Source organism: Halorubrum wangae (genome assembly GCF_051194135.1).
Lineage (GTDB): Archaea > Halobacteriota > Halobacteria > Halobacteriales > Haloferacaceae > Halorubrum.
The window spans coordinates 73,460-99,999 of sequence record NZ_JBLZNH010000001.1 but is presented as its reverse complement, the minus strand read 5'-3'; the positions used below and the strand labels follow the sequence as shown (position 1 = coordinate 99,999).

Annotated in this window: 27 protein-coding genes, 1 tRNA gene and 1 pseudogene; 12 read left to right on the top strand and 17 right to left on the bottom strand. The window is 64.7% G+C overall.

Annotation, left to right across the window (positions count from 1 at the left end; genetic code table 11):
* The 3 genes from ACNS84_RS00520 to ACNS84_RS00510 form a co-directional block, all read right to left on the bottom strand.
* Positions 1–582 (bottom strand): VIT1/CCC1 transporter family protein, encoded by a 582-nt coding sequence (locus tag ACNS84_RS00520; RefSeq protein WP_435072897.1) that lies wholly within the window; start codon positions 580–582, stop codon positions 1–3.
* A 7-nt stretch (positions 583–589) separates the two neighbouring features.
* Positions 590–877, bottom strand: a complete 288-nt coding sequence (locus tag ACNS84_RS00515; protein WP_435072896.1) for a DUF211 domain-containing protein — start codon at positions 875–877, stop codon at positions 590–592.
* Between the two features lie 137 nt (positions 878–1,014).
* Entirely contained in the window at positions 1,015–2,169 is a 1,155-nt protein-coding gene (locus ACNS84_RS00510) for a pyridoxal phosphate-dependent aminotransferase (protein WP_435072895.1), read from the bottom strand.
* A 366-nt stretch (positions 2,170–2,535) separates the two neighbouring features.
* Between ACNS84_RS00510 and ACNS84_RS00505 the strand changes: the two genes are divergently transcribed.
* A complete protein-coding gene (locus tag ACNS84_RS00505; RefSeq protein WP_435072894.1) occupies positions 2,536–2,814 on the top strand; it encodes a YgaP family membrane protein in 279 nt (92 codons plus the stop codon).
* Between the two features lie 267 nt (positions 2,815–3,081).
* On the opposite strand, the gene ACNS84_RS00500 is transcribed toward ACNS84_RS00505, so the two are convergent.
* Both ACNS84_RS00500 and ACNS84_RS00495 read right to left on the bottom strand, forming a co-directional pair.
* Positions 3,082–3,726 carry a DUF7095 family protein gene (locus ACNS84_RS00500; protein WP_435072893.1) on the bottom strand — a complete coding sequence of 215 codons (645 nt, stop codon included), beginning with the start codon at positions 3,724–3,726 and terminating at the stop codon, positions 3,082–3,084.
* A 238-nt stretch (positions 3,727–3,964) separates the two neighbouring features.
* Complete coding sequence (locus ACNS84_RS00495; RefSeq protein ID WP_435072892.1) at positions 3,965–4,912, bottom strand: malate dehydrogenase; 948 nt, start codon at positions 4,910–4,912, stop codon at positions 3,965–3,967.
* A 377-nt stretch (positions 4,913–5,289) separates the two neighbouring features.
* Here ACNS84_RS00495 and ACNS84_RS00490 point away from each other — a divergent pair, with 377 nt between their 5' ends.
* Positions 5,290–6,264, top strand: coding sequence for a 3-hydroxyacyl-CoA dehydrogenase family protein (locus ACNS84_RS00490; protein WP_435072891.1), 975 nt, complete (start codon positions 5,290–5,292; stop codon positions 6,262–6,264).
* 172 nt (positions 6,265–6,436) lie between these two features.
* Here the strand turns inward: ACNS84_RS00490 and polX are convergent, their stop codons facing one another.
* The 6 genes from polX to ACNS84_RS00460 form a co-directional block, all read right to left on the bottom strand.
* The gene (gene polX, locus ACNS84_RS00485) at positions 6,437–8,251 is read right to left on the bottom strand and encodes a DNA polymerase/3'-5' exonuclease PolX (RefSeq protein WP_435072890.1); all 1,815 of its coding nucleotides are present in this window, start codon (positions 8,249–8,251) and stop codon (positions 6,437–6,439) included.
* Between the two features lie 97 nt (positions 8,252–8,348).
* The gene (locus ACNS84_RS00480) at positions 8,349–9,653 is read right to left on the bottom strand and encodes an MFS transporter (protein ID WP_435072889.1); all 1,305 of its coding nucleotides are present in this window, start codon (positions 9,651–9,653) and stop codon (positions 8,349–8,351) included.
* A gap of 101 nt (positions 9,654–9,754) precedes the next feature.
* Positions 9,755–10,966 (bottom strand): CaiB/BaiF CoA transferase family protein, encoded by a 1,212-nt coding sequence (locus ACNS84_RS00475; RefSeq protein WP_435072888.1) that lies wholly within the window; start codon positions 10,964–10,966, stop codon positions 9,755–9,757.
* A gap of 261 nt (positions 10,967–11,227) precedes the next feature.
* Positions 11,228–12,457 (bottom strand): MFS transporter, encoded by a 1,230-nt coding sequence (locus tag ACNS84_RS00470; protein WP_435072887.1) that lies wholly within the window; start codon positions 12,455–12,457, stop codon positions 11,228–11,230.
* 92 nt (positions 12,458–12,549) lie between these two features.
* The gene (locus tag ACNS84_RS00465) at positions 12,550–13,941 is read right to left on the bottom strand and encodes a signal recognition particle protein Srp54 (protein WP_435072886.1); all 1,392 of its coding nucleotides are present in this window, start codon (positions 13,939–13,941) and stop codon (positions 12,550–12,552) included.
* A gap of 85 nt (positions 13,942–14,026) precedes the next feature.
* A complete protein-coding gene (locus tag ACNS84_RS00460; RefSeq protein WP_435072885.1) occupies positions 14,027–14,929 on the bottom strand; it encodes a pantoate kinase in 903 nt (300 codons plus the stop codon).
* 101 nt (positions 14,930–15,030) lie between these two features.
* Between ACNS84_RS00460 and ACNS84_RS00455 the strand changes: the two genes are divergently transcribed.
* Together ACNS84_RS00455 and ACNS84_RS00450 are read left to right on the top strand one after the other, a co-directional pair.
* Entirely contained in the window at positions 15,031–15,558 is a 528-nt protein-coding gene (locus ACNS84_RS00455) for a DUF7575 domain-containing protein (protein ID WP_435072884.1), read from the top strand.
* Positions 15,559–15,650: 92 nt separating this feature from the next.
* Positions 15,651–16,082, top strand: coding sequence for a pyridoxamine 5'-phosphate oxidase family protein (locus ACNS84_RS00450; RefSeq protein WP_435072883.1), 432 nt, complete (start codon positions 15,651–15,653; stop codon positions 16,080–16,082).
* Here ACNS84_RS00450 and ACNS84_RS00445 read toward each other — a convergent pair.
* On the bottom strand, positions 16,041–16,277 hold the full coding sequence (locus tag ACNS84_RS00445; RefSeq protein WP_435072882.1) for a YgaP-like transmembrane domain: 237 nt from the start codon (positions 16,275–16,277) through the stop codon (positions 16,041–16,043). The genes ACNS84_RS00450 and ACNS84_RS00445 overlap by 42 nt on opposite strands.
* Before the next feature lie 217 nt (positions 16,278–16,494).
* Here ACNS84_RS00445 and ACNS84_RS00440 point away from each other — a divergent pair, with 217 nt between their 5' ends.
* Positions 16,495–16,992: a FlaD/FlaE family flagellar protein gene (locus tag ACNS84_RS00440; RefSeq protein WP_435072881.1), complete on the top strand. Its 498-nt coding sequence runs from the start codon at positions 16,495–16,497 to the stop codon at positions 16,990–16,992.
* Positions 16,993–16,994: 2 nt separating this feature from the next.
* Positions 16,995–17,246 (top strand): annotated as a pseudogene (locus tag ACNS84_RS00435) (hypothetical protein); the annotation flags it as partial.
* Between the two features lie 51 nt (positions 17,247–17,297).
* On the opposite strand, the gene ACNS84_RS00430 reads toward ACNS84_RS00435, so the two are convergent.
* The gene (locus tag ACNS84_RS00430; protein WP_435072880.1) at positions 17,298–17,771 is read right to left on the bottom strand and encodes a hypothetical protein; all 474 of its coding nucleotides are present in this window, start codon (positions 17,769–17,771) and stop codon (positions 17,298–17,300) included.
* Positions 17,772–18,314: 543 nt separating this feature from the next.
* Entirely contained in the window at positions 18,315–18,833 is a 519-nt protein-coding gene (locus ACNS84_RS00425) for a PHP domain-containing protein (protein ID WP_435072879.1), read from the bottom strand.
* A 264-nt stretch (positions 18,834–19,097) separates the two neighbouring features.
* Here ACNS84_RS00425 and ACNS84_RS00420 point away from each other — a divergent pair, with 264 nt between their 5' ends.
* The 3 genes from ACNS84_RS00420 to ACNS84_RS00410 all read left to right on the top strand — a co-directional run bounded on the left by ACNS84_RS00420 (position 19,098) and on the right by ACNS84_RS00410 (position 22,309).
* The gene (locus tag ACNS84_RS00420; protein ID WP_435072878.1) at positions 19,098–20,021 is read left to right on the top strand and encodes a diacylglycerol/lipid kinase family protein; all 924 of its coding nucleotides are present in this window, start codon (positions 19,098–19,100) and stop codon (positions 20,019–20,021) included.
* A 509-nt stretch (positions 20,022–20,530) separates the two neighbouring features.
* Positions 20,531–21,022: a cation:proton antiporter regulatory subunit gene (locus ACNS84_RS00415; protein ID WP_435072877.1), complete on the top strand. Its 492-nt coding sequence runs from the start codon at positions 20,531–20,533 to the stop codon at positions 21,020–21,022.
* A gap of 87 nt (positions 21,023–21,109) precedes the next feature.
* Positions 21,110–22,309, top strand: coding sequence for a cation:proton antiporter (locus ACNS84_RS00410; protein ID WP_435072876.1), 1,200 nt, complete (start codon positions 21,110–21,112; stop codon positions 22,307–22,309).
* 8 nt (positions 22,310–22,317) lie between these two features.
* Here the strand turns inward: ACNS84_RS00410 and ACNS84_RS00405 are convergent, their stop codons facing one another.
* A complete protein-coding gene (locus ACNS84_RS00405; protein ID WP_435072875.1) occupies positions 22,318–22,803 on the bottom strand; it encodes a cation:proton antiporter regulatory subunit in 486 nt (161 codons plus the stop codon).
* A 205-nt stretch (positions 22,804–23,008) separates the two neighbouring features.
* Here ACNS84_RS00405 and ACNS84_RS00400 point away from each other — a divergent pair, with 205 nt between their 5' ends.
* The 3 genes from ACNS84_RS00400 to ACNS84_RS00390 are packed head-to-tail and all read left to right on the top strand — an operon-like array spanning position 23,009 to position 24,951.
* Positions 23,009–23,320: a FeoC-like transcriptional regulator gene (locus ACNS84_RS00400; protein ID WP_435072874.1), complete on the top strand. Its 312-nt coding sequence runs from the start codon at positions 23,009–23,011 to the stop codon at positions 23,318–23,320.
* 9 nt (positions 23,321–23,329) lie between these two features.
* Entirely contained in the window at positions 23,330–23,755 is a 426-nt protein-coding gene (locus tag ACNS84_RS00395; RefSeq protein WP_435072873.1) for a hypothetical protein, read from the top strand.
* Positions 23,752–24,951, top strand: coding sequence for an NAD-binding protein (locus ACNS84_RS00390; RefSeq protein WP_435072872.1), 1,200 nt, complete (start codon positions 23,752–23,754; stop codon positions 24,949–24,951). The genes ACNS84_RS00395 and ACNS84_RS00390 overlap by 4 nt, the downstream gene beginning before the upstream one ends.
* Positions 24,952–25,222: 271 nt before the next feature.
* On the opposite strand, the gene ACNS84_RS00385 is transcribed toward ACNS84_RS00390, so the two are convergent.
* A tRNA-Gln gene (locus tag ACNS84_RS00385) sits at positions 25,223–25,295 on the bottom strand.
* A gap of 75 nt (positions 25,296–25,370) precedes the next feature.
* Positions 25,371–26,540, bottom strand: coding sequence for a DUF5305 domain-containing protein (locus ACNS84_RS00380; protein ID WP_435072871.1), 1,170 nt, complete (start codon positions 26,538–26,540; stop codon positions 25,371–25,373).

The following is a 26,540-nucleotide window of genomic DNA, read 5'->3' as shown; positions in this document are numbered from 1 at the left end:
TCAGCCGGGGAGGACGATGTTCAGTAGTGCGACGACGATACCCGCCAGACCCATGCGGGCGCCGGCCACGAGCCAGCCCTGTTCGGAAATGTCCGCGAGGTACGCGCCGAACGCGAAGAGGATGGAGACGGCGACGCCGATGGAGACCATCGTGGCGTCGCGCATCCCCCAAACCGAGCCCTCGAAGAGGAACGGTATCATCGGAAACACGACGCCGATGATCGGACCGATACCGCTCATCAGCGCGTTCACCTGACGGGCGCCGGCCTTCTGACGCTGGATCCGGGTCTCGTCGAGGTCGGTCAACATGGCGCGCTCGATGCGCTTGAGCTCGGCCCGCTTTTCCGCACGTTCGATCTCCCAGACGCTCCAGACGCCGGACGTGCCGAGCCCGATCGCGGCGCCGATACCGATCTTAAAAACCGTCAGGCCGTCGGGGATGCCAGAGAGGTACGAGCCGACGGCGACGCCCACGCTGGTGAGCGCGCCGTCGAAGCCGTTCGAGATGAAGTACCGCCGGGAGATGGAGCGAACGTCGTCGCGCTCCAGCGCGCCCAGCAGCCGTGTCAGACGAGATCTCATGGCGTGCTCAGTCCTGTGGCGTTTTGCTTTCCTCGACGATGCTCTCCCCGCAGATCACCTCGTCGATAGAGTGCACCGTTCCGCCGAGATCATCGACGGCGTCGTGGACGACGTCCACTGGGATGGCGTCTCCTTCGAGCGTCATCTTCACGTTTTGGACCTCCTTATCGGTCTCCATCAGCACGACGTTGACGCCGGCGACGCCCTCACAATCGGCCAGCGTTTCGGCGAACGCAACGACATCTGGGTCGTGCGGTTTCAACAGATCCAGCACGAGCCGACGTACATTGACCATTGGTGAGTGATTACTCAGCTAACAAATTAATGTCTGGGTCGAGAGCCCCTCGATACGCACGGACGAGACTGTGGATCCCGACAGAGCGGGTCGTGCTAACCGACGCAACTCCGACGAAGGATCTCGATACCCCGGCCTCAGTACTCCGCAAGCCCGGCCTGGATCCGGTCGAACCCCTCGTGGAGCCGGTCGACGGAGTTGGCGAACGAGAGCCGGAGCCGCCCGGGCGCCGTGTCGCCGAAGCCGTCGCCGGGCGCGAGCACGACGCCGTGTTCGTTCAGTAGGTACGTCGCGATGTCGAGAGCGTCGGCGTCGATGCCGGGGTCGAGAAAGGCGTAGAACGCGCCCTCAGGGCGGGGACACGAGAGCCCGTCGATATCGGCGACTCGGTCGACGACGAGGTCGCGTCGCTCCTCGAACGCCCGGTACATCTCCTCGAAGGGCTCTTGCGGGCCGGTGAGAGCGGCGATGGCGGCGTGCTGGGCCACGCTCGACGCGCAAGCGGTAGTCGACTCGTGGATCGTCACCACGTCGTCGATCACGTCGCGGTCGCCGGCGAGCCAGCCGAGTCGCCAACCGGTCATGGCGTACCGCTTCGAGCAGGAGCCGACCGTCAGCACGTGGTCCGGGTGACCGGTGTAGGCAGCGATTCCTCGGGCGGGACCGTCGTAGGTGAGTCCGAGGTACACCTCGTCGGCGATGACGTAGGCGTCGTGGTCGGCCGCGGCCTCGACGACCGCCCGGCACTCGTCGGGGTCGAAGACGCGGCCGGTCGGGTTCGACGGCGTCGTAAGTACGACCGCCGCGGTGTCGTCGCTCATCGCGTCGACGACGCGGTCCGCGTCGAGGGCGAACCCCGTCTCGGCGGGCATCGGGACCTCGCGGAAGGTCCCGTCCGCGAGCGTCGCCTGCGTCTCGTAGTTCGGCCACGTCGGCCCGGGGACGAGCAGCTCCTCGCCCGGCGACACCGTGGCGAGGACCGCGAGGTGGAGGGCCTCCATCCCGCCGACGGTGACGACGACCTCGTCGGGGTCGTGCTCGACGCTGTACTCGGCCGCGAGCGTGTCGCTGATCGCGCGCCGGCACTCGGGCAGCCCCGCGTTCGAGGTGTAGTGGGTCGCGCCGCCGCGGGCGGCGCTCGCGGCCGCGTCGATCACGTGTTCTGGCGTGTCGAAATCGGGCTCGCCGACCTCCAGTCTGACGAGGTCGCCGTCGTGACGCTGTGCGAGGTCGAACATCACCCGGATACTCGAGTGCTCCGCGCGACGAACGCGGTCGGTCGGCGTTGGCATACCGTCCACACGGCGAACCGTGCAAAAAGGGGTCCGGTGATCGGCTTCCGACGAAAAACCCAGAACCGGACCGGATGACGTTCGAGCGCGGAGGATCCGTTGAACCTCAGCGAGCGACGAAAGCGGAGTGCCGCAGACAGCCAAGACGTTCGGCAGAGGTGTGCCTGCCGGAGACTGTGGGACTCGACCATACCCGCTTCCAAGCGACCACCCGGAAGGGCGAAATTACTCTCGCACAGCTTTCACGCCCGGCATGCTACACAAAATCACACAATCGAGAACGATCAGCGACAGCCGATTTCGACCGGACCGGATACGCTTAATACGTCACCTATCCTATATGCTACCGTAAGGAGCTGAACAACTATGCAAAAAAACGTGGGTGGATACGATAGGACCGCGCGGTTCGTGCTCGGCCCGATACTGATACTCGTGGGCGTCGCCGCGTTCGCCGGACTCGTCACGCTGGCGGGAGGGACGCTCGGACTCGTCCTCGCCGGTGCGGCGTTCGTGGTCGGGGCGGTACTCACGACCACCGCCACGACCCAGAAGTGTCCGATCAACGCTGCCATCGGCATAAACACGTACAAGGAACACGGGAGCAGCCAGTCGTCGCCCGAAGAGACGAAGCCCAGCGCGAAGTAAGTCAATTCAGGTGACGCCCGCGTCCCGGTCGTCGGTGACCGAGAGGCATTCCCCAGCCAGCATTTTACTAACCCAGCCAGTAGCGACCCAGCAGAGTCTACCGGACGGCCGTGAGGGGTCGTCGCTGAACGACGACGCACCGGAGGAAGCGCGACAGTGCGGGGGCGTGCGCTCCGGCACGAGGTTCGAACGTCGTCGTCGGACCCGAATCGCACCGATGCGAGCGGCTGCGACGTACAGACGGACGGAGAGCGCGGCGGACAGCTATTACACCATGTCGCCGCGCACCGACGGGCCCTCCTGTTCCGCACGCTCCCGTCTGAGCACGTCCGCTGCCTCGCGGGCCACGTCCTCGTCGGCCCCGAGCATCCCGAGCGCAGCCGGGAGGGTCGGCATGGCGAGTGAGGCGTCCCGTAGGCGGTCGAACGCCTCCGCGTCGCGGGCACCGTCGACCCACAGGCAGACCCCGCGGGGGTCGAGCACCGTCTCGTACGCCTCGCGGGCCAACGCCCCCTTCAGGCGCTGGCGCACGTTATCCTCGAAGCTCGCGTTACACACTTCGAGGTGGATCGGCTCGTCATCGTCGACCAGTTCGGCCGCGAGACACTTCTCCGGGGCGGCGTACCCGTTGTCGCTCGTGCGCACGCGGTCCGGGTTCGCCTCGGCCCACTCGGCGCGGACGGAGGTCCCGACGCCCTTCACGCCGTACTCGGCCTCGAAGGCGGCGGCCGCGTCGGCGTCGCCGCCCATGATCACGTCCTTCGTGAGGTAGACGTCGAGGCGCTCGACGGGGTCGAGCCCGAGCGCAACGTCGCCGAACGCCCACACCTCGCGGACGGGGACCGGCATCGTCTCCTCCTCGACGCGGTCGACGAGAGTCTCCAGCCGGTCGACCGCCTGTTCGCGGTTCATTGACGTGTCGTAGGCGGGTCGCGGGCAAACCGGTTACGCTCGGGGCGGCTTTTCGACGGTTCCGACCGCGTCCTCGCCGGCGGGTTCCGTTCTGACGCCTTCGAGTGGGTCATGACCATGACCATGGCGTTCCTATTCCCGGTCGCGCCGCTATCGGTCACTCGTGGTGTGTTGATCGGCAACTCGACACTCGATCTGGAGTATAAAAACTCAGACGGGCGGCTCAGTCGGCGGTCGTTCACAGGTCGGCTCGGATCGACTCGGCCGCCGCGTGGAGTCCATCACGTTCGTGATCGGGCAGGTCCCACTCGAGGATCCGGTCGACTCCGTGTCGACAGATCTCCACCGGCACGCTCAAGCAGACGTCCTCAATCCCGTACTCGCCGTCGAGCGGGACGGACAGGGCGATCGGGTCGCCGCCGAACCCACCGTCGGTGACCCCGGAGATGAGCCGGGCGACTCCCTGACCGGTTACCCACCGAGAGGTCTCTTCGGCCCCCCGGAGGTCGAGCACGTCGTAGGGGACGTCCCTGATGTAGTCCGTGACTGTCGTCCGCTCCGCCTCCGTGAGTGCCACCGACTCGCCGCCGATACGGAGCCGTGAGAAGAGCGGCACAGCGTGCTCGCCGTGTTCGCCCGCTATCGGACAGTAGACTTCGTTCGCGGGGGCGTCGCGGAGCGACGCGATCCGATCCGCGGCCCGTGCGGTCTCCGAGAGCGAGTACCCCATGACGTACGATCGGTCCCATCCGGTCTCCCGCCAGATCCGGTAGGCGATCCGGTCTACCGGGTTGCTCACGGCGACGATGGGGATCGGGTCGTGTTCGCGCAACGCCGCAGCGATCGTGCTCGCGAGTTCGAGATTCCGGTCGAGGAACGCGGCTCGCCCCCCTCGCTTCGCGGAGTCGGCGGGACGGGGAACGCTGGCCGTCACGACCGCGAGATCGGCATCTGACAGGGACGCGCTCTCTGACGGGCCGGCCGTGACCGACCCCATCGGTCCGGGGCGGCCGAACTGCGAGAGGCGGTCGAGCGTCCGAGCGTGCCGGATGTCGATGGAGTGGCCCCGCGCCCCGTCCTCGTCGACGTCGAGGAGCGAGACGTCGATCTCCGGGCGCTGGACTGCCAGCGTGTACGCCGTCGTGCTCCCGATCGTTCCGGCCCCACCGATGATCGCGACATGCATGGGCTGGGAACGGCGTGGCGCTCTGTTAAACATGCGGGTGGGCGGAATATCTAGCGGGCCTATCGACGGTGGGTCGTAGAGCAGTGTCGGAAGGTGCCGTGAAACCGGTCGGAGAAGTGTACCACCGTCGGTGCGGAGTAGATGCCGTCTACGAACCCGGTGCGGCACCACAGCGGACATCCCTACCGACGTTTGTGTTCGGCCTGGTCGAGGTCTGACCCGATGCGATCCCGAACGGCGGTCGTCCGCTGGACGGGGAGCCGGTGACCCCCCGAGAAGCTGCACGCGTGTGCCGTGGACGGTCGGTTCGGCGTCACCCTCGTCGTTCGCGACCCGCGAAACGCTTATCGCCTGGTGGAAAGGTCTCTCCGGACGAGATGAGACGCAACGTGTCGGTCATCGGTGCCGGTAACATGGGAGGGGGGTTCGCCGTCCACTTCGCGATCCACGGACACGACGTGACGCTCGTCGACCACCGCGAGGCGAACCTAGAGGACGCGGTCAAGCGGATCGAAGCCACCGTGACCGAGCTCAACGAGGGTGATATCACCGACCGATCCCCGGACGCAGTCCTCGATCGGATAACGCTCACCACGGCCCAAGAGGAGGGCGTCGCCGACGCGGACATCGTCCTCGAGACCGTCCCCGAGGACCTCGAGATCAAACAAGCAGTCTTCGAGGCCGTGGGGGAGGCCGCCCCCGAGGATGCCGTCCTCGCGTCCAACACATCGGGCATTCCGATCACGGAGATTCAGTCGGCCGTCCCCGACCATGCCGACCGGGTCGTCGGCTGTCATTGGTGGTTCCCCCCGTACCTGCTCGAGCCGGTCGAAATCGTCCGCGGTTCCCAGACGTCCGACCGGACGATGGACCGGATCCGCGAGTTCGTCGAGTCGGTCGATCGGCGTCCGATTCTCGTCCGAAAGGACGTCCCTGGCTTTGTGTGGAATCGGATCCAGAACGCGGTGATAAGGGAGTGTCTCCACCTGCTCGAGGAAGACGTGGCGTCGATCGAGGATATCAACGCAGCGGTCCGCGACGGTTACGCCAGGCGGACGTCAGTCATCGGACCGTTCGAAACGATGGACGTGGCCGGCGTTGAGCAGTTTCGAACGGTGGCCGAACACCTGTACCCGCACCTCAGTACCACGAAAACGGTTCACGGGACGTTCGACGAGCTCCTGGCGGAGGGTCGAACGGGGATCGACGCCGGGGCGGGGTTCCTCGAGTACGACGACCCGGGTGAGGCGATCGTTCGGCGGCGCGATGCACGCCTCTCGGCGCTCGCTCGGTGTTTCGACTCCTTCGACTCTCCTGCTTCCGCGGAGTCGTCGGACTCCGTCGCGGAGTGAGCGTACGGGTCAGCGTTCGCGGGACGCCTCGACGACCCCGTGCTCGTGTTCGACTCCGATCCCGTCGAGGTGCCGGAACGTCGCCTCGATCTCAGGACTCAAGGGGACGTCAATTGTTCCCCCGTGAGTGTGCCCGCCGGCTTGACTCCTAACTCGGCGGTGATAGCCGCCGTCAGTCGTCGAGGAATATCCGGAGATCGTCGAGTGAGCGGGCGTTGAGCACGTCGGCGGTTTCGGCCCAGCCGCGCCGCGCGGTGTGGACGCCGTACCGGGCGTTGTCGAGTTCGCGTGGCGTGTGCGCGTCCGTGTTCACGGCGATCGCCGCGCCCGCGTCGACCGCGGCGCGCACGGCGTCGCCGTCGGCGTCGAGTCGGGCGGGGTTCGCGTTCACCTCGATCGCGGTGCCCGCGTCGGCCGCGGCGGCGACGACAGCCTCGATATCGGGCGTGATCCCGGGGCGCCTGTTGATGAGCCGGCCGGTCGGGTGACCCAAGACGTCGACGTGAGGGTGTTCGACCGCGCGGATCAGTCTCTCGGTGGCGGCCTCGCCGTCCTGGTCCAGCGCGGAGTGTGGCGAGGCGATGACGATGTCGAGCCCGGCGAGCGTCTCGTCGGCGGTGGTGATCGCGCCCTCGGCGTCGATGTTCGCCTCGATCCCGTGGAGCACCGCGACGTCGGCGTCGGCGCTCTCGCCCGCTAGCGCGGCGCCCTCTACCTCACTCACCGCGTCCGCGACCGCCTCGGACTGCTCGGCGATCGCGGCCTCGTCGAGCCCGGTGTTCCCGAAGATTCCCGGCCCGGCGGCGTGGTCGCTGACGACGTGGTAGTCGTAGCCGCGCTCGGCCGCCGCGTCGATCATTTCCGCGATCGTAAACCCGCCGTCCGACCAGTCGGTGTGGGTGTGGAGGTCGCCGCGAAGCTCGGCCGTCTCGACGAGGGCGGGAAGCTCGTCCGCCGCGGCCGCCTCCACCTCGCCAGCGTCCTCGCGGAGCTCGGGCGGGACGAACGCCATGTCGAGCGCCTCGTAGACGCCGACCTCGGTCGCCCCGGCGACGCGCTCGCCGACGCGCCGGGAATCGACCTCTGCGTCGTCGTCGGCCGCGGTGTCCGCATCGTCGACGTCGCTCACGTCGAACAGCCCGTACTCGTTGAGCTTGAGGTTGCGGTCGATAGCTCGGTTGCGCACCGCGACGTTGTGGGCGCGAGAGCCGGTGAAGTACTGCAGCGCGGCGCCAAACTCCTCACCGTCCACGATCCGGAGGTCGACTCGGGTCCCACTTGCGCGGACGCTCGCCTTCCCGGTGCCCGCCTCGATCGTCTCGTCGGCCTCCGGCCACTCGGTGAACGCCTCGACGATCGGCTCGCGCGCCTCGCTCGCGACGAGCAGGTCGATGTCGCCGATGGTGGCCATCCAGCGCCGGATCGAACCGCACACCTCGACCGACTCGACCGCGTCGAGGTCGCCGAGGTACGCGAGCGCTTCGTCGGCGACGGGCCGCGCGTCGCCGAGCCGGGTCCGCTTCCGGGCCTCGCGGGCGAACGGGATGTTGTCGAGGATGTTCTGCTCGGTCTTCGCACCGAACCCGGACACCTCTTGGATCTCGCCGGCCTCCGCGGCCGCCTCCAACTCGTCGAGCGTGGTGACGCCGAGCGCCTCGTAGAGACTCCCCACCGTCTTCGGGCCGACGCCCTCGACCGCCGTGAGTCCGGCCATGTCGACCGGAAGATCTGCGCGAAGCGCCTCTAACTCCTCGATCTCGCCGGTCTCGATGTACTCGACGATCTTCGAGGCGATCGCGTCGCCGACGCGGTCAATCTCGGCGACCGCGTCTTCGCCCTCGCTCGCGAGTCCCTCGATCGGCGGGGCGTGCTCGCGGACGTTCTCGGCGGCGCGGCGGTACGCGGTCGGCTTGTACTCGACGCCCGTCGCCTCGAGCAGGTCCGCGAACTCCTCCAAGAGAGCGGCGACCTCGTCGTTCCGGCTCATTTCGTCCGAGTTCGGTCGGGCGCTCCTTATACTGTCCGCCGGTCTCCGTGCGCGCTCGGTTGCGGGTCGGACCAGTCGCGGACCGCCCCCACGTCCGCTACCGTGCGAACGGCGCCGCCTCGGCGGTTTCTCGCTTGGTCAAGAACACGATCCCTGCCCCCAGGAGGACCAGCCCGGCCGCGGCGCCGAAGGCGATGGCGTAGCTCACGGCGGCGAGCCAGCCGCCGACGATGCTCCCGGCCCCGCCGGCGAGTGCGCCGAGCGCGGCGTAGGTACCAAGCGCCTCTCCGCGGATCGAGACCGGCGCGAGCTTCGCGACGAGCGTCCCCGCGGTGACGGCGATCACCGCCCACGTCAGCCCGATGACCGCGAAGGCCGCCGCGGCGGCGCCGAATCCGAACGAGGTCACGCCCCACGCCGCGCCGACGAGCGCGACGACCGGAAACGCGACGGCACGCGTCGAGAGCGAGGCGATCTGCAGGGAGACGACATCGCGGTCGGTGCTCAGTCGCCCCGCGGCGCCGAAGAAGACGGCGGCGGCGACGCCGTTTATCAGGTACAGCGCGAACACGCCGTCGGAGCCGAATCCGACCGCGGTCAGGAACGCCGGCAGCGGTGCGAAGAAGACCGCGAATCCGGCGAAAAAGCAACAGACGCCAGCGAAGTACAGCGCGAGTGTCGGCGTGAAGCGCGCGACGAACCGCCGGGGGTGGAGTCCGCGGAAGTCGGCTCGCCCGACGGTGAACGGGAGCGCGGCGCTCCGAACGCTAAACCGGTCGGCCGCGCGGATGGCGCGCCGGAGGCGGTTCCCCGAGACTCGTCGGTCGCCACCGGGACCGGGGTCCGCGGGTAGCGTCCGAGCACCGAGGACGAGACCGATCGCGGCGGCGGCCGCGAGCGGGACGAACAGCCACCGGATAACGGTCTCCATCGGGAGGAAGCGACCGCCCACGCCGGTCCAGACCGCGCCGAGCAGCAGTCCGAGCGCCCAGCCGACGCCCTGATACTGGTTCAACAGCGCGATCCGCTCGCTCCAGGCGCGCTCCGGGACGTCGGCGACCGCGAGCAGCGTCAGGACTGGCGTGGCCGCCGCGAACGCGAACCATATCGCGCCGTTGGCGGCGATCACCGGCGCCACCTGATCCGTGAGCGGGATCACGGCGAGTCCGGCCGCGAGGAGCGCTAGCGTCGCGAGCACCATCACGCGGCGCTTCCCGGTCCGGTCGGCGACCCGGCCGGCGCCGAGCGCCGCCGGGAACCCGACGACGGCGGCGACGGCGGCGAGCACGCCGAGGACGAACGGACCGCCCCCGAGGTCGACGACATACAGCGGGACGACGAGCGACGCGCCCCCGAATGCGACCGATCCGAGCCCCCAACCGTACAGCCATCGTTCGGCCATACCACCGGGTGACACGGCCGTCGGATAGGCGCACCGATTCGTCGCACCGCGGTCCGGACGCGGGCACCGCCAGCGTCACCGTCTCGGCGACGGACATCTTCTCACGCGTCGTCGTCGCCGAACACGCCCTCGCTCGCCAGCTCGTCGATCTCCGCGTCCGAGTAGCCGAGTTCGCGGAAGACCTCGCGGTTGTGCTCGCCCAGAAGCGGCGGCGCGCGATCGAAACCGCTCTCGGCCCCCTCGTACCGCAGCGGGTGTTCGATCACGGGGATCTCGCCGAGTTCCGGGTGTTCGATCTCGGTCACCGTCCCTCGCGCGTCGATCTGGGGGTTGTTCAGAGCCTCCTCGACCTCGTACACCGGCCCGGCCGGGACGCCGGCGTCCTCAGCGATCACCTCGATCCACTCGTCGGTGGTTCGCTCCGTGAGCGTCGCCTCGATTTCGGCCTCCAGTTCGTCCAAGTGGTCGACGCGGTCGGCGTTGACCTCGAACCGATCGTCCGCCGGTAGGTCCGGGCGGTCGATAGCTTCGCAGAGCTCGCCCCACAGCTTCTCGTTGAGGATACAGACGTTGATGTACCCGTCCTTCGTCTCGAACGTCTGGTACGGGGCGAGCACCGGGTCTTTCGTCCCCATTCGCCGCGTCTCCTCGCCGGCGAACACCATTCCGGCCTGCTTGGTGAGCCACGGCAGCGTCGCCTCCAGCATGCCCAGGTCGATGTACTCGCCCTCACCCGTCTGCTCCCGGCGATAGAGCGCGGTCACCGCTCCGAACGCCGCCCACATCGCCGTGATGAGGTCCGTCATGGGCAGTCCCACCTTCACCGGCTGTCGGCCCTCCTCGCCGGTGACGCTCATGATCCCGCTCATCCCCTGGATGAGCAGATCGTACCCCGATCGCTCGCTCCACGGCCCGGTCTGCCCGAACGCGGAGATGGCGAGGTAGATCAGGTCGTCGTTGTGCTCGGCGAGCGTCTCGTGGTCGACGCCCAGTCGCTCGGCCGTCCCCGGCCGGAAGTTCTGGACGAACACGTCCGCCTCCTCGACCAGTTCGTACAGCGCCTCCTTGGCCCGGTCGTTTTTTAAGTCGAGCTCGAGGCTCCGCTTCCCGTAGTTCAGCGACCAGTAGTACGGCGACTCGCCCTTGATGAACGGCGGCCCGGAGTGGCGGACGGCATCGCCGTAGCCGGGCTGTTCGATCTTGACGACCTCCGCCCCCTGGTTCGCGAGCATCGCCGAGCAGAACCCGCCGGTGACGAACGTGGAGAGATCGACCACCTTGATTCCCTCCAGGATCTTGCCGTGGTCGGTCATCGCCAGTCCCCGCTCGGCCGTCGAGTCACTTCCGACCGCCCGAGCGCTCGTTCGAAGTGACGCGCTCGGAACACGCCGCACGTGGGGGGTGTCCGCTCTTGACGACCGCTTCCGACGCCCGACCGATCGGTGTCCATTGGTGGCTGGGCATTGACGTACCATGTGGTGAAACTATCGACGGGCTCCGGAGGCGCCACGGTCAGTGGCGGAGCGAACGCGGCTGACGGTCGAAGTCGGACGCGTCGAGAACGCGACCGCGCGTCACTCGGTGAGCCACAGCCCGGCCGCCACGATCGCCGCCAGCGCCATCGACCCGGCGAGCAGCGCGAACGCGGGACGGAAGCCGGCGGTGTCGGCGACGGTTCCGACGACCGCCGGGGCCAGCGCCCCCGCGCCCATGAGTAGGGTCCGGACGACGCCGAGCCCGCCGCCCGCGAGCCAGTCGGGAAGGACCTCCATCAGGTAGGCGCTCCGGACCGGCTGGAACCCGTGGGAGCCGAGCCCGAACAGGGCGACGACGACCCCGATGGCGACCACGCCGACGCCCACACCGGGGAGCGTCACCAACGCCGCGAGGGCCGTCGCCGCCAGCCCGAGCGTGGCCACCATCACCGGGAAGCGACCGACGCGATCGGAGACATCGCCGGTCACGAGCTGGACGAACGTCACGGCGAACACGACCGAGTACAGAAGGTTCGCCGTCGTCACCGCCAGCCCGACCTCGCGCGAGAGGTACAGGGGGAGGAACGCGACGAGTCCGTTGTGCGCGAACGAGAAACCGATCGTCACCAGTACGAACGCGGAGAACCGCGGGTTCCGGAACAGCCGGAGGTAGTCGAGCGCCCCCGGCTCGGCGCCCTCGTCGCTCGCCGTTTCGACGTCTGCCGGCAGGCGCCCGGGGATCCGAAGCCCGAAGACGACCGCGAGCGCGACGGCGGCGGTCCCGGTGAGCAAGAAGAGTACGCGCCAGTCGGCCATCGGGAAGCGGGCGAGGACGAGCGCGAGCGCCGCGGGGGGCGCGAGGAAGACCACGACGACCGCGGGGGCAACGATACCGCTCAGCGCCCCGAGCGTGTCGTGGACGCCGAGCATCCGCCCGGTCCGGTCCGGGTAGACGCGGGCGAGGAGGCGCACGGAGACGGTCTTGTGGACGCCCGTGCCGGCGCCTATGACGACCATGGCGGCGACCAGCGCCGCGAACGGGGAGTCGAAGACGAGTGCGAGCGCGCCGACTCCCGCGACCGACGCGCCGGCGACAATCACGCGGACCGGTCCGATGCGGTCGGCGACCGCGCCGCTGGGGAACTGCATCAGCGCGTACGCGATCATGAACCCGGAGAACGCGGCCCCGATGGTGGCGTTGCTCACGCCGTACGTCGACTGGAGCGGCCCGAACAGCGGCGGAAAGAGGTAGCGGACGAACTTCCCGAGGAACCAGATGAGAGAGACGAGGATCAGCACGTCGTAGTCGCCAACCCGCCGGATGTCCATCGGGCGCTCTTACCCGGTCGCCCGTATAAAAGGTCTGAAGCGCTCGGCGTCTGCCGGTAGGTCCGACCGCGGGAAACGTGCTGACCGTCGGCTTAGAACGGCCCCTTGCCGCCGCCCATCATGTCGCCGAGACCGCCATCGCCGCCGCCCATCTTCTTCATCATGCGCTGCATGTCGCCCTCGCCCATGCCCTGGAACTGACTGATCGTCTGTTCCATCATGGAGTGCTGTTCGAGCAGTTGCCGGACCGTCTCCTCGTCGGTGCCGGAGCCGCGGGCGATCCGTTCGGTGCGCGACTGGCCGACGACGCGGGGGTTCGTCAGCTCCTCGTCGGTCATCGAGTCCATGATCCGCTCGAACTTGCGCATCCGGTCTTGGGTGACGTCCATCGCGTCGTCCGGGAGCTGGTCCATCATCCCGCCGCCCATGCCGGGGATCATGTCCATCACCTGATCGAGGGGGCCCATCCGATTCATCGCGTCCATCTGCTTTTTCATGTCCTTCAGGGTGAACTCCCCCTTCAGCATGTCCTCGGGGTCCCAGTCCTCGTCGTCCTCCTGAGCCTCCTGCATAGCGCGCTCGACGCGCTCGGAGAGCTGCTTGAGGTCGCCCATCCCGAGCAGCCGCGAGATGAACCCGGAGGGCTCGAACCGCTCGATGTCCTGAACCGTCTCACCGGTCCCGAGGAAGGCGATGGAGGAGTCGGTCTCGTTGACCGCCGTCAGCGCGCCCCCACCCTTCGCGGTCCCGTCGAGCTTGGTGATCATCACGCCTTCGATACCGATCGACTTCTCGAACTGCCGGGCCTGCTCCTTCGCGCCTTGCCCGATCGCGGCGTCTAAGACGAGGAGCGATCGGTCGGGATCGACCGCCGACTCTATCTCTTCGATCTCCGCGATCAGATCGTCTTCGAGCGCGTGACGCCCGGCCGTGTCGACGATGTGGACGTCGGCGTGCTCCGTCTTCTCCAGCCCCTTCCGGGCGATGTCGACGGGGTCGTCGTTGTCGGGGTCGCCGTAGAACTCGACCTCCGCGCGCTCGCACATCTGCTTCGCCTGGTCGTACGCACCCGGTCGGAAGGTGTCCGTCTGGATGACGGCGGGGCGGAGCCCCTTCTTCGAGAACCACCACGCCATCTTCGCGGCGGAGGTCGTCTTCCCCGACCCCTGGAGGCCGGCGAGGAGGATCGTCTGGTTCTCCAAGGGGAGCTCCGTGGAGTCGCCGACCAGCTCGACCATCTCCTCGTAGACGATCTTGAGGACGTGGTCCTTCGCCGTCGTGCCGCCCGGCGGCTCCTCGTTGAGCGCGCGCGTTTTGATCGAGTCGGACAGCTCCATCACGAGGGAGACGTCGACGTCGGCGGAGAGGAGCGACCGCTGGATCTCCTTGACGATCTCCTCGACGTCGCTCTCGGAGAGTCTGGTCTTCCCCTGGAGCTTGTCGAGGCTGCCCCGCAGGGACGAACCGAGGTCGTCGAGTACCATTTGCCGGAGATAGGCGGGCGACGCGGTAAAGCTTTGTTCGTCGGCGGGCGCGAGAGGGGTCGCGCGCACGCCACCGCGGAGAGCGTTACCGCTCGACGAGACGTGCGCCCGCAGCGTCGATCCGGCAGACTGCGGGGTCGTAACCCGCGTCTGAGAGGCCGGTGCCGAGCGCGAAGACGGTGCGGCCGAGCATCGCCATGGCGGCGCCGGCGGCGTGGGCCCCCTCGCTCGAATCGTCGCTGGCCCGATCGACCGCGTCGATCGCCTCGGCGACCTCGGGGACGAGGAGGTCCGCCTCACGGGCGAACTCGCGGGCCGCGGCCATCAGCGTCGGGAGTCGCGGGTCACCGCGAAGCCGGTCGAGCGCGTCTCCGCCGGCCGCGGAGAGGGCGGTCGTGTCGCCGCCCAGCACTGCCTCGGTCGACAGTTCGCCGAACGTGACGTACTCGACGCGGGCGTCGGCGGGGATGCCGTCGAGTTCTCCGATGCCGGGCGCGCCGGGCCGTAACCGGATCGGGACGCCGCCGCGGGCCTGCGCGACCACGTCGCCGAGACCGGTGCCACGGCTCACCTCCGCCTCGTGCGCGATCCGTATCAGTTCGTTCTCCGACCGGCCGCGGTCGAGCGCGTCGTTGGCCGCGAGTGCCGCGCCGAGCGCCGCCGCCCCGGAGACGCCGAACCCGGCTCCGATCGGGATGTCGGTCTCAATCGTGACGTCGACCGCCCGCCGGTCGCCCCCCGCGCCGGCGCCAAGTTCCGCCAAAACGTCCTCAACCGCCCCGATCGTCCCCTGCTCGCCGTCGATCGCACGGACCCCGGTGTCGGCGGAGCCGACCTCGGTTCCCGCCGACACCCGGACCGTCACTCCGTCCGTGAGGGTGAGTCCGGCCCCTCGCGATCCGGCGGCCGCGGGACGCTCGGCCGGATGCGCGCTGAAGAAGGCCGTGACGTGCCCGGGGACGAACGCGGTCGCCCGCTGCCTACTCATGGCGGATCGGACGACGGGGCGTCGATTAACGGTTGTTATCCGCGCCGAGGCGAGTCGCGACACCGCAGGCGGTAAATAGTCCCCACTCAAACCCGGGTCGTATGCGAGACCAGTTGCGCCCCGTCCTCGCCGCCGTGCTGGCGCTGGCGTTCCCGGGCCTCGGACACCTCGTCTTACGGCGCTGGGGCCGGGCGCTGCTGTGGCACGTGACGATCGTCGGCGGCGGCGTGGCGCTGCTCACGCTCTACGACGTCGACACGGGGAGCGGCTTCGTGATGCCCGGCGAGGCCGCGGACGCCGCCGCCGCGCTCCCGCCGGAGGTCACCCTTCCGATCGCTCTCCTCACCGTGCTGTCGTCGATCGACGCCTACGTCGTCGGGCGGGCGGACGTTGCCGAGCGGAACCGCGTCGACGCGACCGCGGAGGCGGTCCGTCGCCGCGCCGTGAGCGCGGACGACGAGGGACGCGCCGCCGGCTCGGCGGTGACCGCAGTCACCGGAGAGGACGAGGAGCCGATGCAGGTCGAGTGCCCGAACTGCGGGAAGGAGACCGACGCCGAACTCGACTTCTGTCACTGGTGTACGGAGCCGCTTCCGTGGAACGAGAACGACGCGGACGGGAGCGCGTAGCGCGGCGATCCATCGCCGTGCTCGGCCTGCCGAACGTGAGCACTCATTGACATCTGAGGTGCCTATTTGTCCCTTCGACGCGTATCGTCCGTATGGAGCACGTAGAGTACGTCTACACGAGCGGAATGTCCAAGTCCGACGTCGACGAGCGCCTCCGGGCTGGTGAGCACGGCGTCCTCGCGCTTGCGGACGGCGACGACTCGTATGCCGTCCCGCTGAGCTACCACTACGACGGCAAACGGCTCCTCCTCCGCGTGAGCAAGCACGACGACGACAGCGAGAAAGGAAAGTACATCGAGACGACTGAGACCGCCACGTTCGTGTGCTACGAGGACTCGGCGACCGGGTCGTGGAGCGTTCAGGTCCGCGGTCCGCTCCGAGTGTGGCGAGAGGACGTCGACGAGGAGACGCTCAACGAGTGGTTCCCGCCGTTTCGCCTGTTCGACGAGGCGGTCGAGCAGGTCGGATTCTCTCTGTACGAACTAGACATGGAGGCGGTCGTCGGTCGAGAAATGGTCAAGTAGTCGCCCGTCGCGGTCACTCGACCGGGCAGCGATCGATGCGAGGAGCCGATACAGCAGACATCGCCGCGTCGCGCCTTCGAGAATCAACACCGCGCCGCCGACCCCGAGTCCGACCGCTGAGACGACCGGAACACGCACCTCACCGCTTGCGGAGAGGACCGCGAGGACCGCGAGGACCACGAGGACAGGAACCACAACGCCCCCTACGATCCGGGCGAGCGCGTCGATCCGACCGACGGTTCATTTCACGCGTGTCGGAAGGGCCACACGCGGGAAAACGGTGAGGTGACTGTGAGTCAGGTCTCGCCCCGTCAGCCCCTGGCAAATAGTTTCTCAGCGGTGATAACGGCGGAGCAACTATCATATAGACTGATCGCGAGGAAGACCGTACGAACGCGAAGATGGACGGAATATGAGTTTGAACCCACGGAGATACGACGGACGGGAGCTACGCCGGATCGCGGATGCACCGCGTGACGGCGGAGGCGAAGCGCCTCGGGGGCGGTCGCTTCGTCAGCCGAACCGAAGCCGAGCGGAGCAGGCCGCGCGCTCGGCCGCGTTCACCGAGCTGCTCCAGCGTCAGCGAGGGCTGCGGCTGTCCGGCGGCGGGTCGAAACCCGCCGACGCCGGCGACCGCCCGTATCTGCGGGCGATCCCGGCCTCACCGGACGCAGAACACGAGGTCGGCGAGTGGCTCGGCTACCTCGTCGACGTCGGCGGCCACCTGCGGAGCCGTGACGCACTATCGTACTACGCCGAACTCGGCTGGGTCGCCCCCGACGCGGTCGACGCGCTGACGCGTCGGTTGGAGGGGTTCGACGCCCCGCGACACGATCGGCCGTTTACTCCCGCGGACCACCGGATCAGTCTCGTCTCCATCGTCCGAATCGCTTCATGTGCGAGTAAGTAACAGTGAGCGACGGCACCGGCGACGAATCCACGGAGAGCAACAGTCCAGACGGCCCGGCCGCGGTCGGTGTGAAACGCGGAAGCACCCGGACGGTGCTCGACCTCGCCGACGCGGAGCGGTTCTTCGAGGTCCTCGTGGACGCCCACGACGTCCCTGAGGACAGCGCGGTCGTTTACGCGGTTCCTATCATCGACAACGAGGCAGGCATCGAGAACCTTCGAGCGGTGATCGAGGGCTCCCCGATAGGCCAGGTCGGATCGCCGAACGCCTGATCTGAGCGGTCGGTCTCGTTTTTACGCCGCGAGTCACGCGTCGAACAGTCGTTCCGTGTCCTCGGCCTGTCGTCGGTAGATGCCGCGTCCCTTCAGTCGCGGGACCTCGTGTCGGTGGAGCGTCTCTGCCTCGCAGTCGTACACGATGGGGAAGACGTTGGTCCGCCGGCGAGCGACCGTGTACGAGCACGCCGCGTCGATGAGCGCCGGGTCGGGGTCAGCGACGGGGAACACGACGTAGCCGAGCGGGGTCACCGACTCGATTCGGGCGTCGAGGTGGTCGACGAGGACGTCGCGGAACGCGTCGGCGGTCGTGACGATGTCGTCCGGGCCCAGGTCCGGGTCGTTGTCGACGAGCGTGGCGAGAATGGTGACCGCTCCGATCGAGTCGTCCTCGTCGCGGGCTTCCCACACATGATCGAACCCGTTTGTGTCTCCATCGACCGGTTCAAACCCGTGTTTTCTCCCGTTCTCGACGACGGCATCGCGGTACTGCGTGCAGTCCATACACCACTGTAGAGTCGCATGATAAAAAATGACACACATGGCTGCGACGCGCGGTGCGACTCGCTGGAGGTCGGACGAGTTCGGTGCCCCGAGAACGACGCGACCACGCGTCGACTGCACCGACTGCGTTCGCCGTGGCTGAACGAGTCGCGTCGTTTGGGAAACCCGGTTCCACAACGCGATAGTCGCAGTTCCTCGAAGCGTACGATCATGACGATGGGGGCTCTTGAAATCGAAATTATCGTCGCCTCGTTTGGACCGATTTTTAACTCGATCCGGTGTTCGGGCCGGCGACTGCCACGTATACGGTGCAGCCGTGGGGTCTCTTCGCGCTCTTGTTCTCCCTGATACCCGCCGGTGTGGGCTCTCCTGCTGATCGGTGCGGTCCTCAGTTACGGACCCCTGTATCGACGCGAAGCCACGGCGGTCATCCTGAGCACCGCCCCGCCGTCGATCGGTGGGTCACTCTGGCTGTTCGAGATCTGACCGGTCCCGCAGTTACACCTGACGGCACCGCTGATGCGGCTGAAACACTGGTCCCGACTATAGATGCCCACGCAGTCTGTGGATGTTCGAGTACACTAACCGAAGGGCCCGCGTCAAGCGACCGTCGCGGACGACCGGTTCGACGCGGCCGTCCCGGATTGCGTCGACCACTGCTTCCGGCGTGAACTGATCAATGTCCAGTCGAGTTGAGAGTCGTCCGACCTCGAAGGGGAAGTGTGCATCGCTGCCGCCGACGATTGGCAGATCGCGGTCACTCGCGATACGTTGGATTCGCTTCCGATGCTCCGGGTGTTTCCCGTTGATCTCTATCGCGTCGAAGTCCGCGTCGCTCTCCCGAAGGCGACTGTTCCGGAACGGGTGGGCGACGATTGCGACGCAGTCGTGCCGGTGTGCGAGTTCGACGGCTTCTTCAGGAGAAAGGGTACCGGAATACGTGCGTTCGGGTGGATTCGGGCCGATAACGAGCAGGTGGCCCTCCGTCGTCGATATCTCAATACCGGGGATACAGGCATCGCTAACGAGGGTTTCGCGCCGAAAGAAGTCGTGGTTCGTCACTGCGACTCCGTCGAGTCCGCGCCGGCGTGCTATCCTGAGCGTTGCCCGTACGCTATGGGGGTCGTAGCCAGCCGCGAACTCGGGAGCGCGGTGAAAGAACCGACTGTGCGTATGCAGGTCGCAATCGAACACAGTCGTTCTGGTCGCGCGCTCATGATAAAACACCCGTGTTGACTGACAGTGATACGATCACGGGGAGCCGAAGTAGTCAGATGATCAGGGCGTCGTCGCTATCCATTTCAGGGCGTGGCGTCACGGGGTGGTATGAGTGGGTCAGGAACGGTCGTCATCAGAAATCCTCGCAGCGGAGACGGGAAGCGAACCCAGATAGCACGGGAGATGGCTATCGAGCGCGGCTGGGAGGTTCTGGATAGCGACGGGGGCGACCACACGGTCGAACTTGCGGCCGAGACGTCGAAGCGCGCGGATACTGTCGTTGCCTGCGGCGGTGACGGAACGCTGAATGGGACGCTCACGGGCGTACTCGAAGCGGGGAAGTTGGACGATGTCTCGCTGGGTGTCATCCCGGCAGGGACCGGGAACGATTTCGCGGACAACATCGGTGTCCGTGGCGTCGAGCACGCGTTCGAGGTGATCGAATCCGGTGAAGCGCGTGAGCTCGACATCGGAATGGCGAACGATCGCCCGTTCCTGAACTCGTGTGTCGGTGGTCTGACCGCGGACGCGAGTGCGAAGACGACCCCTGCCCGCAAGCGACGACTCGGCGTGTTGGCGTACGTACTTACGACTATGTCGCTGTCTCAGGACTTCGAGAGTCTGAAACTACACGTCTCAGTGGGGTCCGACCGCGACCCCGCCTGGACCGGAGATGCGCTGATGTTACTGATTGGGAATGGGAGGCGATTCCCCGGTGAACGAATGAGTCAGGCGAACATGGAGGACGGACAGGTGAACGTCGTCATTATTGAGGACGTACCGAGGCTCAATTATCTCACGGCGGGCGCTGCTGACAAACTGCTCCGTCGCAACGCCACGCACCTCACGCGGCTGAAGACGTCACACCTCCACGTAACGCACGAGGGGGCGCCAGTCCAGTTCAGTCTCGACGGTGAGATGATTAACGGGAATGAACTCACGGTCGATAGCCAGCCGGGAGCGATGGAGTTCTTCGTCGGCCCCAGTTACGATCCGAACCCGGAGGAGTGGGGTAAGCGCGTGACAGAGTAAGGTTCTCAAGGTCGTGTTCCGAGTTTCGCCGTCCTTCGTGTCACTGTTGCGTGACTGAACTGGCTGATAGGAGAATACTGCTCTTGCAGTGCCCAACTTGGAGAGAATCGAATCGTGATGGTTCTTACAGACACCTGAGACCGTGTCTGGGCCACGTCCGAGAAGGATGCGTGAATCGATGCAGCACAGTAGTTACAACGGCGGTGTAGACGCTCACTCATCGCTCGTCACCCCGAATTCTTTTGAGAACACACCGTCGCAATCCAAGCATCGAGACACGGTGCCTTCGTCGATCAAGAGTGCGTCGCAGTCGCGGCATTGGGTGTCGGAAACGGTACCGATCATCGACCCTCTCCGTCCCCGGTGTGGTCGTAGCAGTAGTGATCCAGTTTGTCGAAATGGACGGGAGTTGAAATATAGTCAAGAATCGTTTGAGACGGAGTGACAGACTCTTCGTCTTCGACGAGTCTGGGCCAAACAATCATTACCCCAGTTGAACGGATGTATGTATGAAAGTATTTGAGACACAACTTCCTGGCGTTGGACGACGATACCAAGTGTCTTTCTCGGACGGAAGAGCACTTTCTGTCGTCATTCATAACGACGGCCAGCGAAACGTGTTCTGGCGAGATGATGCCGACGCGGACAGCGAGGAACTCTTTACCACGAGCGAACGCGATGCGCAGAAACTCGCGGAGATATTCGACGGAACGTTTTTCGAACCAGTTGGCGAGGATCTCGACAACGTGCTCTCGGACGCACGGATCAAATGGATCTCCGTCCCTCGGAAATCCCCCGTAGTCGGGCGAACGATCGGTGATGTTGGCGTTCGGACGCAGACGGGCGTCTCGATTCTCGCCATCGAGCGTGGCGATCAAACCATTGCAAACCCGACCCCCGGAACCGAGTTGCTTGCGGAAGATGTTCTCGTAGTTGTCGGAGAGGAGAATACACACGACGCGTTAGAGAAGCTTCTCGCTCCGAATTCATCACACGACTGAATCCAATTCTGGTAATTTGCTGCCAATACCACTCTCAGTGACATCGGAACAGTAATTCATCTCGGCTGGGTTACCTTGTTCTTAGCTGTGGTCACTCCGAACCTCGTACTTACTGCCGGGCTCTTTCTGACCGTTCTTACCGTCGGTGGTCTGATTGCCCTCCATGTCGGTCAGTCGGTGATTCCAGCGTACATTATCGTCGGGATTCTAATTGGTCCGTTCGCACCGTCGATCGGAGGCCTCTCGTTCACGCTCGTTGAATCGCCAGCGTTTATTCGGCTACTGGCTGACCTCGGAGTCGTACTCCTGTTGTTCTTTGTCGGGCTTGAACTGAGTCTGACATCGTTGATTCAGAAACGAACACAGTTCGCGCGTGCCGGTGCGATCGACGTCGGTGTCAGCTTTCCACTGGGTATCCTTGTTGGTCTCCTCTTCGGCTTCACGCTGCTGGAATCGCTGTTCGTCGGTCTAATCGTATTCAATTCCTCGACGGTAATCATCGCCAAGTCGCTGATCGACCTAGAGTGGATCGTCAACCCGGAAAGCGAGGCAATCCTCGGTGTCATCGTGATCGAGGATATTCTCACTGCTGCCGTCTTTGCGGTCCTGTCGGCAGTCATTCTCGGCGCAGCCGATGTCGTGTCCCTCGGGCGAACACTTGGACAAGCGGCGGTCGCCCTCCTCGTACTCGGGCTCGTCGCTTACTACGGCGGGGAGTGGATCGACCGAGCATTCACCATCCAGTCGAACGAACTATTCGTGCTCGGCGTACTTGGGGCGACAGCACTTGTGGCCGGAGTTGGGCTAGTCGCTGGCATCAGCGATGCAATCGTCGCGTTCGTTGTCGGGGCAGCTTTCGGACAGACTAGCCATGTCTTGCGAATTGAAAAACTGCTCGTCCCGACTCGAGATCTCTTCGCTGCGGTGTTTTTCTTCGTTATCGGTCTCCAGACGGATCCGCGAGTGGTCGTCTCTGTCGCTGGGTTCGTCCTCGTTGCAGCTGTCGTCACGTTGAGCGGCCAACTCGTCAGCGGGTTCTTTGCCGGGCGTAGCTACGGTCTCTCAGTCGAACAAGCGTCACGGATGGCAAGTGCACTCGCCCCCCGTGGCGAGTTCTCGTTGGTGATCGCAGCGTTTCTCGTGACGGCAGGTACGACAGAGGCACTCCGAGAGACGATCCCTGCGTTTACCGTCGGGTACGTTCTCCTGACGGGTGTCATTGGAACCATGCTTATGAGAAACGCTCACCTCGTTGAACGTGTGGCAGACAGATACTTAGTCAAGTAGTCTGGAAGTCAGGAGCTGCTCCGAACTATTTGGGTGAGTTCGTGGTGTTCCTCACGCGTGCCGATAGCGACGAGAATGTCTCCGGAAGTGAACTCGAAGTCGGCTGCCGGGTTCGAGATAGTCTCGCTCTCACGCTGGATGGCAATTACGGTCGTCCCTGTCCGTGGTTTTAGTTCGCTCTCTCGGAGCGTCTCGCCGACGAGGTGTGAATCCTCGGGAATCTCAACCCATTCAATAATGGCATCGCCTATGGGGACCGTCAACTCGTCAACAGCGACAGACTCGAAGTACGCTCCTTCGAGGATCGATCCGAGCTTGTTGGCCTCTTCACCGGTCAAATCGAGGAGCTTCTCACCGCTGGCCTCTTGGTTGGGACGTCGGTAGAGTTCGCATCGACCATCGTGGTGGACGACGACTGAGGCGAGCGTATCGTCAGATAACTCTAGGTCGAATTTGCGACCGACCCCCGGCAAATCCGTTTTGTAAACAGCCATACCGATTGTCGGTCGGCTACCCAAATAATAACAAGGTCCGTCAGATTATCCACCGGTGAGAACGGAATTATACTGTTGGTGAGCCGTAGATAGTTCTAGCAGAACCGATTAATTCTCTCTGACTGATTCCCACAAATCACCGGGACCTGGTCTTGCACCTGCTCGTGAGTGTATTTATGCGAGCAGGTCCAGTACGAATCGAGTGATGGGAGAAAATAATAACAGTGGTCTCTCACCGGATGATCTCCATGACGAGATGGAGGTGCTTGAACCATACACTACGGGCGAGCTCGCATCGAAATACGATACACCGAAACAGCGCATTCGAGACCTCTTGGAACGTCTCTCCGATATGGGGAAGATCCGGAAGAAGGAACCAGAACCCAACCGTACGATCTGGATTCGTGAGGCTCCGATTCACGAGTGTAGTGAGTGTGGGTACAAATACGAAATCAAATTTCTACATCCCGTGCTCTCGTCAGTACGGTTCTGTCCTCGATGCGGTAGCCAGTTATAATGAGATAACATGAAAATTCTCATCCCAGTCCAATATCCGCTCACGGACGTCAACAAACGTGCAATCCAACGCGGTATCGATCTCATAAATGGGCTTGACGATTCGGAGCTGCTACTCTTCCATTTGAACGAGGTACAGAAAGGCCGGCGTATAAGCCGACAGTCGTTGCGAGAGGCAGTTGAATCTGCGTTTAAAGGAATCAATGCGAGTTACGTCGTACGAGACGGGTTTTTTGTCGAAGAAGCGATCATCGAAGCGGCGATTCAACTAGAGATGGACTACATCCTCCTCAGCGAATCTCGTCGGGATCGATGGAAACGGCTTCTCGAAGCAATTCTCGATATCGAGGAGAATCCTGAACAGTTCATAGAGGACAACACGGGAATCGAAGTCGAAGTCATTACCGAAGCCAGTCGAGGTTCAACAAGCGCATGAATTCGCCATTTCTGTCGCGGCTCCGGAATCGCTGGATTGGCTGGCAAGCACTGGGGTTAGGTCTGACTGTAACGCTTACTACTGCTATCGCGTTACTCTCTGTGGTGACTGGCGTAGCGAATATTAGCGCCCAATCCGTCGTCGGGCCACTCGCGGAGTTCATCCCGCCCGAGATCCAACGGACGGCTGGGTTCACCGGCACGTTGACCGGTTTTCTCATGATCGGAAGTGCCTACGGCATGCGTCGCCGTCTCCGCGTTGCCTGGTACTCAACGGTCGTCCTGTTACCTGTCACGGCACTCCAAGGAGTTCTGCAGTCAAGTCCACTCTCGGTGCCGCTGATTGTCTTGTCTGTGATGGCGATGCCGAATGTCCTGTACAACCGCAAGCACTTCGACCGAAAAGTCGAGCTGACAACCGCACAACTCGCCTCTGGTGCGGCGATCCTCGGGGCACAGATCTATGGGACAACCGGCGCATATGCGCTTCGAGATGAGTTCACGAACATCTCGACACCTCTCGATGCGTTCTACTACACACTCATCACGGCAAGTACCGTCGGATATGGCGACGTTGCACCGACCTCACAAGTTGCGCGGCTGTTCGGCATGTCTGTGGTCATCATCGGGACGACCAGCTTTGCAATCGCTCTCGGAACACTCTTGGGGCCCGTTATCCAAGCACGCTTTGCGAAAGTACTCGGAAGAATGACAGAGGAAGATCTCGATCTACTCAACGACCACATCCTCATACTCGGATACAGTGACATTGTTCGAGCGATCCTCGACGATATTCAGGACAGCAACGATATTCTCGTCGTCTCGCCTGACAAAGAAATAGTACGTGAACTTACGGATCAAGGAATCAGTGCTCTCACTGCGGAGCCCGATGATGAGGGATCGCTTCTCGATGCGGGTATCGAGCGAGCTCGAACGGTAATCGTAGCGACGAACGACGATGCCGCCGATGCACTAACGATACTGACTGTTCGACAACTCAATCCTGACGTCCAGATATTCGCTATTGCGACCAACCGTGAGAACATGGGAAAACTGGAACGTGCAGGAGCAAACACAGTCATCAGCCCAGCGGTCATCGCCGCTCATCAGCTCATGGATTCAGTAAGAGGAACCGATTCCGAGAACGGAGTTGACCTCTTGAATGATACTCTGGAGGACGGGAGTGAAGATCAGTGAGTTCGGTTACTCACTCCACGTAGGCATTCCGTTTTTTGTCAATTTCGCGCCTGTGGTAGTTGTTCATCAGCTGTGATCCGGGTAAGTCACGGTCACATGTGACTCTTCCAACCCACCGTCTCGATTCACGTACACAGAACACGCCTAGGTCACAATCACACTGCACTGGCACCAGTGGCGCGCGCGAAACCAGACTCGACACTCACCGCTCACCAGGTAGAGCTTTCGGCAAAAGATCCCTCAAAAAAGAGGATTCACACCGTTTTGATAGTAGTCCCGGGCGGATTCGAACCGCCGTCAATGGCTCCAAAGGCCATTATGATTGGCCACTACACCACGGGACTGCGAACGATGGTTGCCCGCGCGCACTCAAGTACGTTACTTTTCACCGCCTTTCGCCGGGCGGCGCACGGGCGTCGTCAGTCCCGATCGGTGTTCTCTGTCTCGGTGTCGTCGGGTACGCGCATGTCGGGACCCTCACCCGTCTCGCCGTCGCCGAGCGCGTCCGCTGCTGAGCCGACTCCCGGCGGCCGGTAGGTGTAGACAAACTCTCCGGCGACGGCGTGATACGCCCCCGTCCGAGGGTCTTCGACGACACCGGTGTCGTTGTCGATGGCGAAGTCGACGAGGTCGCGGAGGCTCTCTGCCTCGGCCTCCTGGCGCTCGTGGACGGACGCCGGGAGGCGGAACGTCGTGATCCACTCTGCGAACTCGGACCGATCGTCGCTGTACGAGAGGTAGTCGCGCTCGGCGGAGGTGAGCGCCAGATCGTGCTCTCGTCTGGCGTACGCCAATCCACCGCCGCCCAGGAGGCCGATCAGGAGCAGCAGCGGGCCGCCGACCGACCGAAGCGGGCCGTAGTGCTGCTCGACGGTCACGGTCGTAGTTCGCTCCGAGGTGTCCGACTGGGGACCGGGGTCCGAGACGGAGTAAGCGTCGCCGCCGTGGTCGATGCCCATCCGGATCGTCCGGGCGTAGGCGGTCTGTTCGCCGTTGATCTCGCCCTCCAACGTCACGTCGGTGACGACGAACATCTCCGTCTCGCCCGGCGACGCGCCGAGTTCCTCTTCGATCGCGGCCGCAGTCGCGTCCGCCCGGCTGCTGTTGAGGGCGAACGTCGCCCCCGCCGCCTCGCCGGGACTGACGCCTGAGACCGTCTCGGTCGCCAGCCGCTGCCGCTCGCTCCAGTAGACGGGACCGCCGTCCTCGCCGACGTTGCGGATGACGAGCACGGAGTCAAACTGTACGTCGACGTCGGAGGCTGACGACGCCGAGTACGTCGTTACGACGTCGACGTCGAGCACTGGGGCAACCCGGGTGAAGTACGTGCTGCGACCGTCGAGGACCGTCCCGGTGGGGAACACGGAGTTTGGCTCGGTCACCTCGGCGGAGTGGTTGTACGCCGTTTCCACGGTGAACGAGGAGACAGTCTCCTCCCGGGCCTCGGTGCCGGGGTCGACATGAGTCGTGTAGACGAGGCCGCCGCCGACGGCGGCCGCGATCAGGCAGACGGCCGCGATCACGGCAAACTGTGCGTCCAGTATCGCTCGGAGTCGGAGTTTGGTCTCGTCAGGGGTTGGGGAGCTCAT

What these genes read in the sequence shown, in the direction of transcription:
- ACNS84_RS00520 (WP_435072897.1), bottom strand. Translation starts at nt 582, where the DNA reads ATGAGATCTCGTCTGACACGGCTGCTGGGCGCGCTGGAGCGCGACGAC.
- ACNS84_RS00515 (WP_435072896.1), bottom strand. Translation starts at nt 877, where the DNA reads ATGGTCAATGTACGTCGGCTCGTGCTGGATCTGTTGAAACCGCACGAC.
- ACNS84_RS00510 (WP_435072895.1), bottom strand. Translation starts at nt 2,169, where the DNA reads ATGCCAACGCCGACCGACCGCGTTCGTCGCGCGGAGCACTCGAGTATC.
- ACNS84_RS00505 (WP_435072894.1), top strand. Translation starts at nt 2,536, where the DNA reads ATGCAAAAAAACGTGGGTGGATACGATAGGACCGCGCGGTTCGTGCTC.
- ACNS84_RS00500 (WP_435072893.1), bottom strand. Translation starts at nt 3,726, where the DNA reads ATGAACCGCGAACAGGCGGTCGACCGGCTGGAGACTCTCGTCGACCGC.
- ACNS84_RS00495 (WP_435072892.1), bottom strand. Translation starts at nt 4,912, where the DNA reads ATGCATGTCGCGATCATCGGTGGGGCCGGAACGATCGGGAGCACGACG.
- ACNS84_RS00490 (WP_435072891.1), top strand. Translation starts at nt 5,290, where the DNA reads ATGAGACGCAACGTGTCGGTCATCGGTGCCGGTAACATGGGAGGGGGG.
- polX (WP_435072890.1), bottom strand. Translation starts at nt 8,251, where the DNA reads ATGAGCCGGAACGACGAGGTCGCCGCTCTCTTGGAGGAGTTCGCGGAC.
- ACNS84_RS00480 (WP_435072889.1), bottom strand. Translation starts at nt 9,653, where the DNA reads ATGGCCGAACGATGGCTGTACGGTTGGGGGCTCGGATCGGTCGCATTC.
- ACNS84_RS00475 (WP_435072888.1), bottom strand. Translation starts at nt 10,966, where the DNA reads ATGACCGACCACGGCAAGATCCTGGAGGGAATCAAGGTGGTCGATCTC.
- ACNS84_RS00470 (WP_435072887.1), bottom strand. Translation starts at nt 12,457, where the DNA reads ATGGACATCCGGCGGGTTGGCGACTACGACGTGCTGATCCTCGTCTCT.
- ACNS84_RS00465 (WP_435072886.1), bottom strand. Translation starts at nt 13,941, where the DNA reads ATGGTACTCGACGACCTCGGTTCGTCCCTGCGGGGCAGCCTCGACAAG.
- ACNS84_RS00460 (WP_435072885.1), bottom strand. Translation starts at nt 14,929, where the DNA reads ATGAGTAGGCAGCGGGCGACCGCGTTCGTCCCCGGGCACGTCACGGCC.
- ACNS84_RS00455 (WP_435072884.1), top strand. Translation starts at nt 15,031, where the DNA reads ATGCGAGACCAGTTGCGCCCCGTCCTCGCCGCCGTGCTGGCGCTGGCG.
- ACNS84_RS00450 (WP_435072883.1), top strand. Translation starts at nt 15,651, where the DNA reads ATGGAGCACGTAGAGTACGTCTACACGAGCGGAATGTCCAAGTCCGAC.
- ACNS84_RS00440 (WP_435072881.1), top strand. Translation starts at nt 16,495, where the DNA reads ATGAGTTTGAACCCACGGAGATACGACGGACGGGAGCTACGCCGGATC.
- ACNS84_RS00430 (WP_435072880.1), bottom strand. Translation starts at nt 17,771, where the DNA reads ATGGACTGCACGCAGTACCGCGATGCCGTCGTCGAGAACGGGAGAAAA.
- ACNS84_RS00420 (WP_435072878.1), top strand. Translation starts at nt 19,098, where the DNA reads ATGAGTGGGTCAGGAACGGTCGTCATCAGAAATCCTCGCAGCGGAGAC.
- ACNS84_RS00415 (WP_435072877.1), top strand. Translation starts at nt 20,531, where the DNA reads ATGAAAGTATTTGAGACACAACTTCCTGGCGTTGGACGACGATACCAA.
- ACNS84_RS00405 (WP_435072875.1), bottom strand. Translation starts at nt 22,803, where the DNA reads ATGGCTGTTTACAAAACGGATTTGCCGGGGGTCGGTCGCAAATTCGAC.
- ACNS84_RS00400 (WP_435072874.1), top strand. Translation starts at nt 23,009, where the DNA reads ATGGGAGAAAATAATAACAGTGGTCTCTCACCGGATGATCTCCATGAC.
- ACNS84_RS00395 (WP_435072873.1), top strand. Translation starts at nt 23,330, where the DNA reads ATGAAAATTCTCATCCCAGTCCAATATCCGCTCACGGACGTCAACAAA.
- ACNS84_RS00390 (WP_435072872.1), top strand. Translation starts at nt 23,752, where the DNA reads ATGAATTCGCCATTTCTGTCGCGGCTCCGGAATCGCTGGATTGGCTGG.
- ACNS84_RS00380 (WP_435072871.1), bottom strand. Translation starts at nt 26,540, where the DNA reads ATGAGCTCCCCAACCCCTGACGAGACCAAACTCCGACTCCGAGCGATA.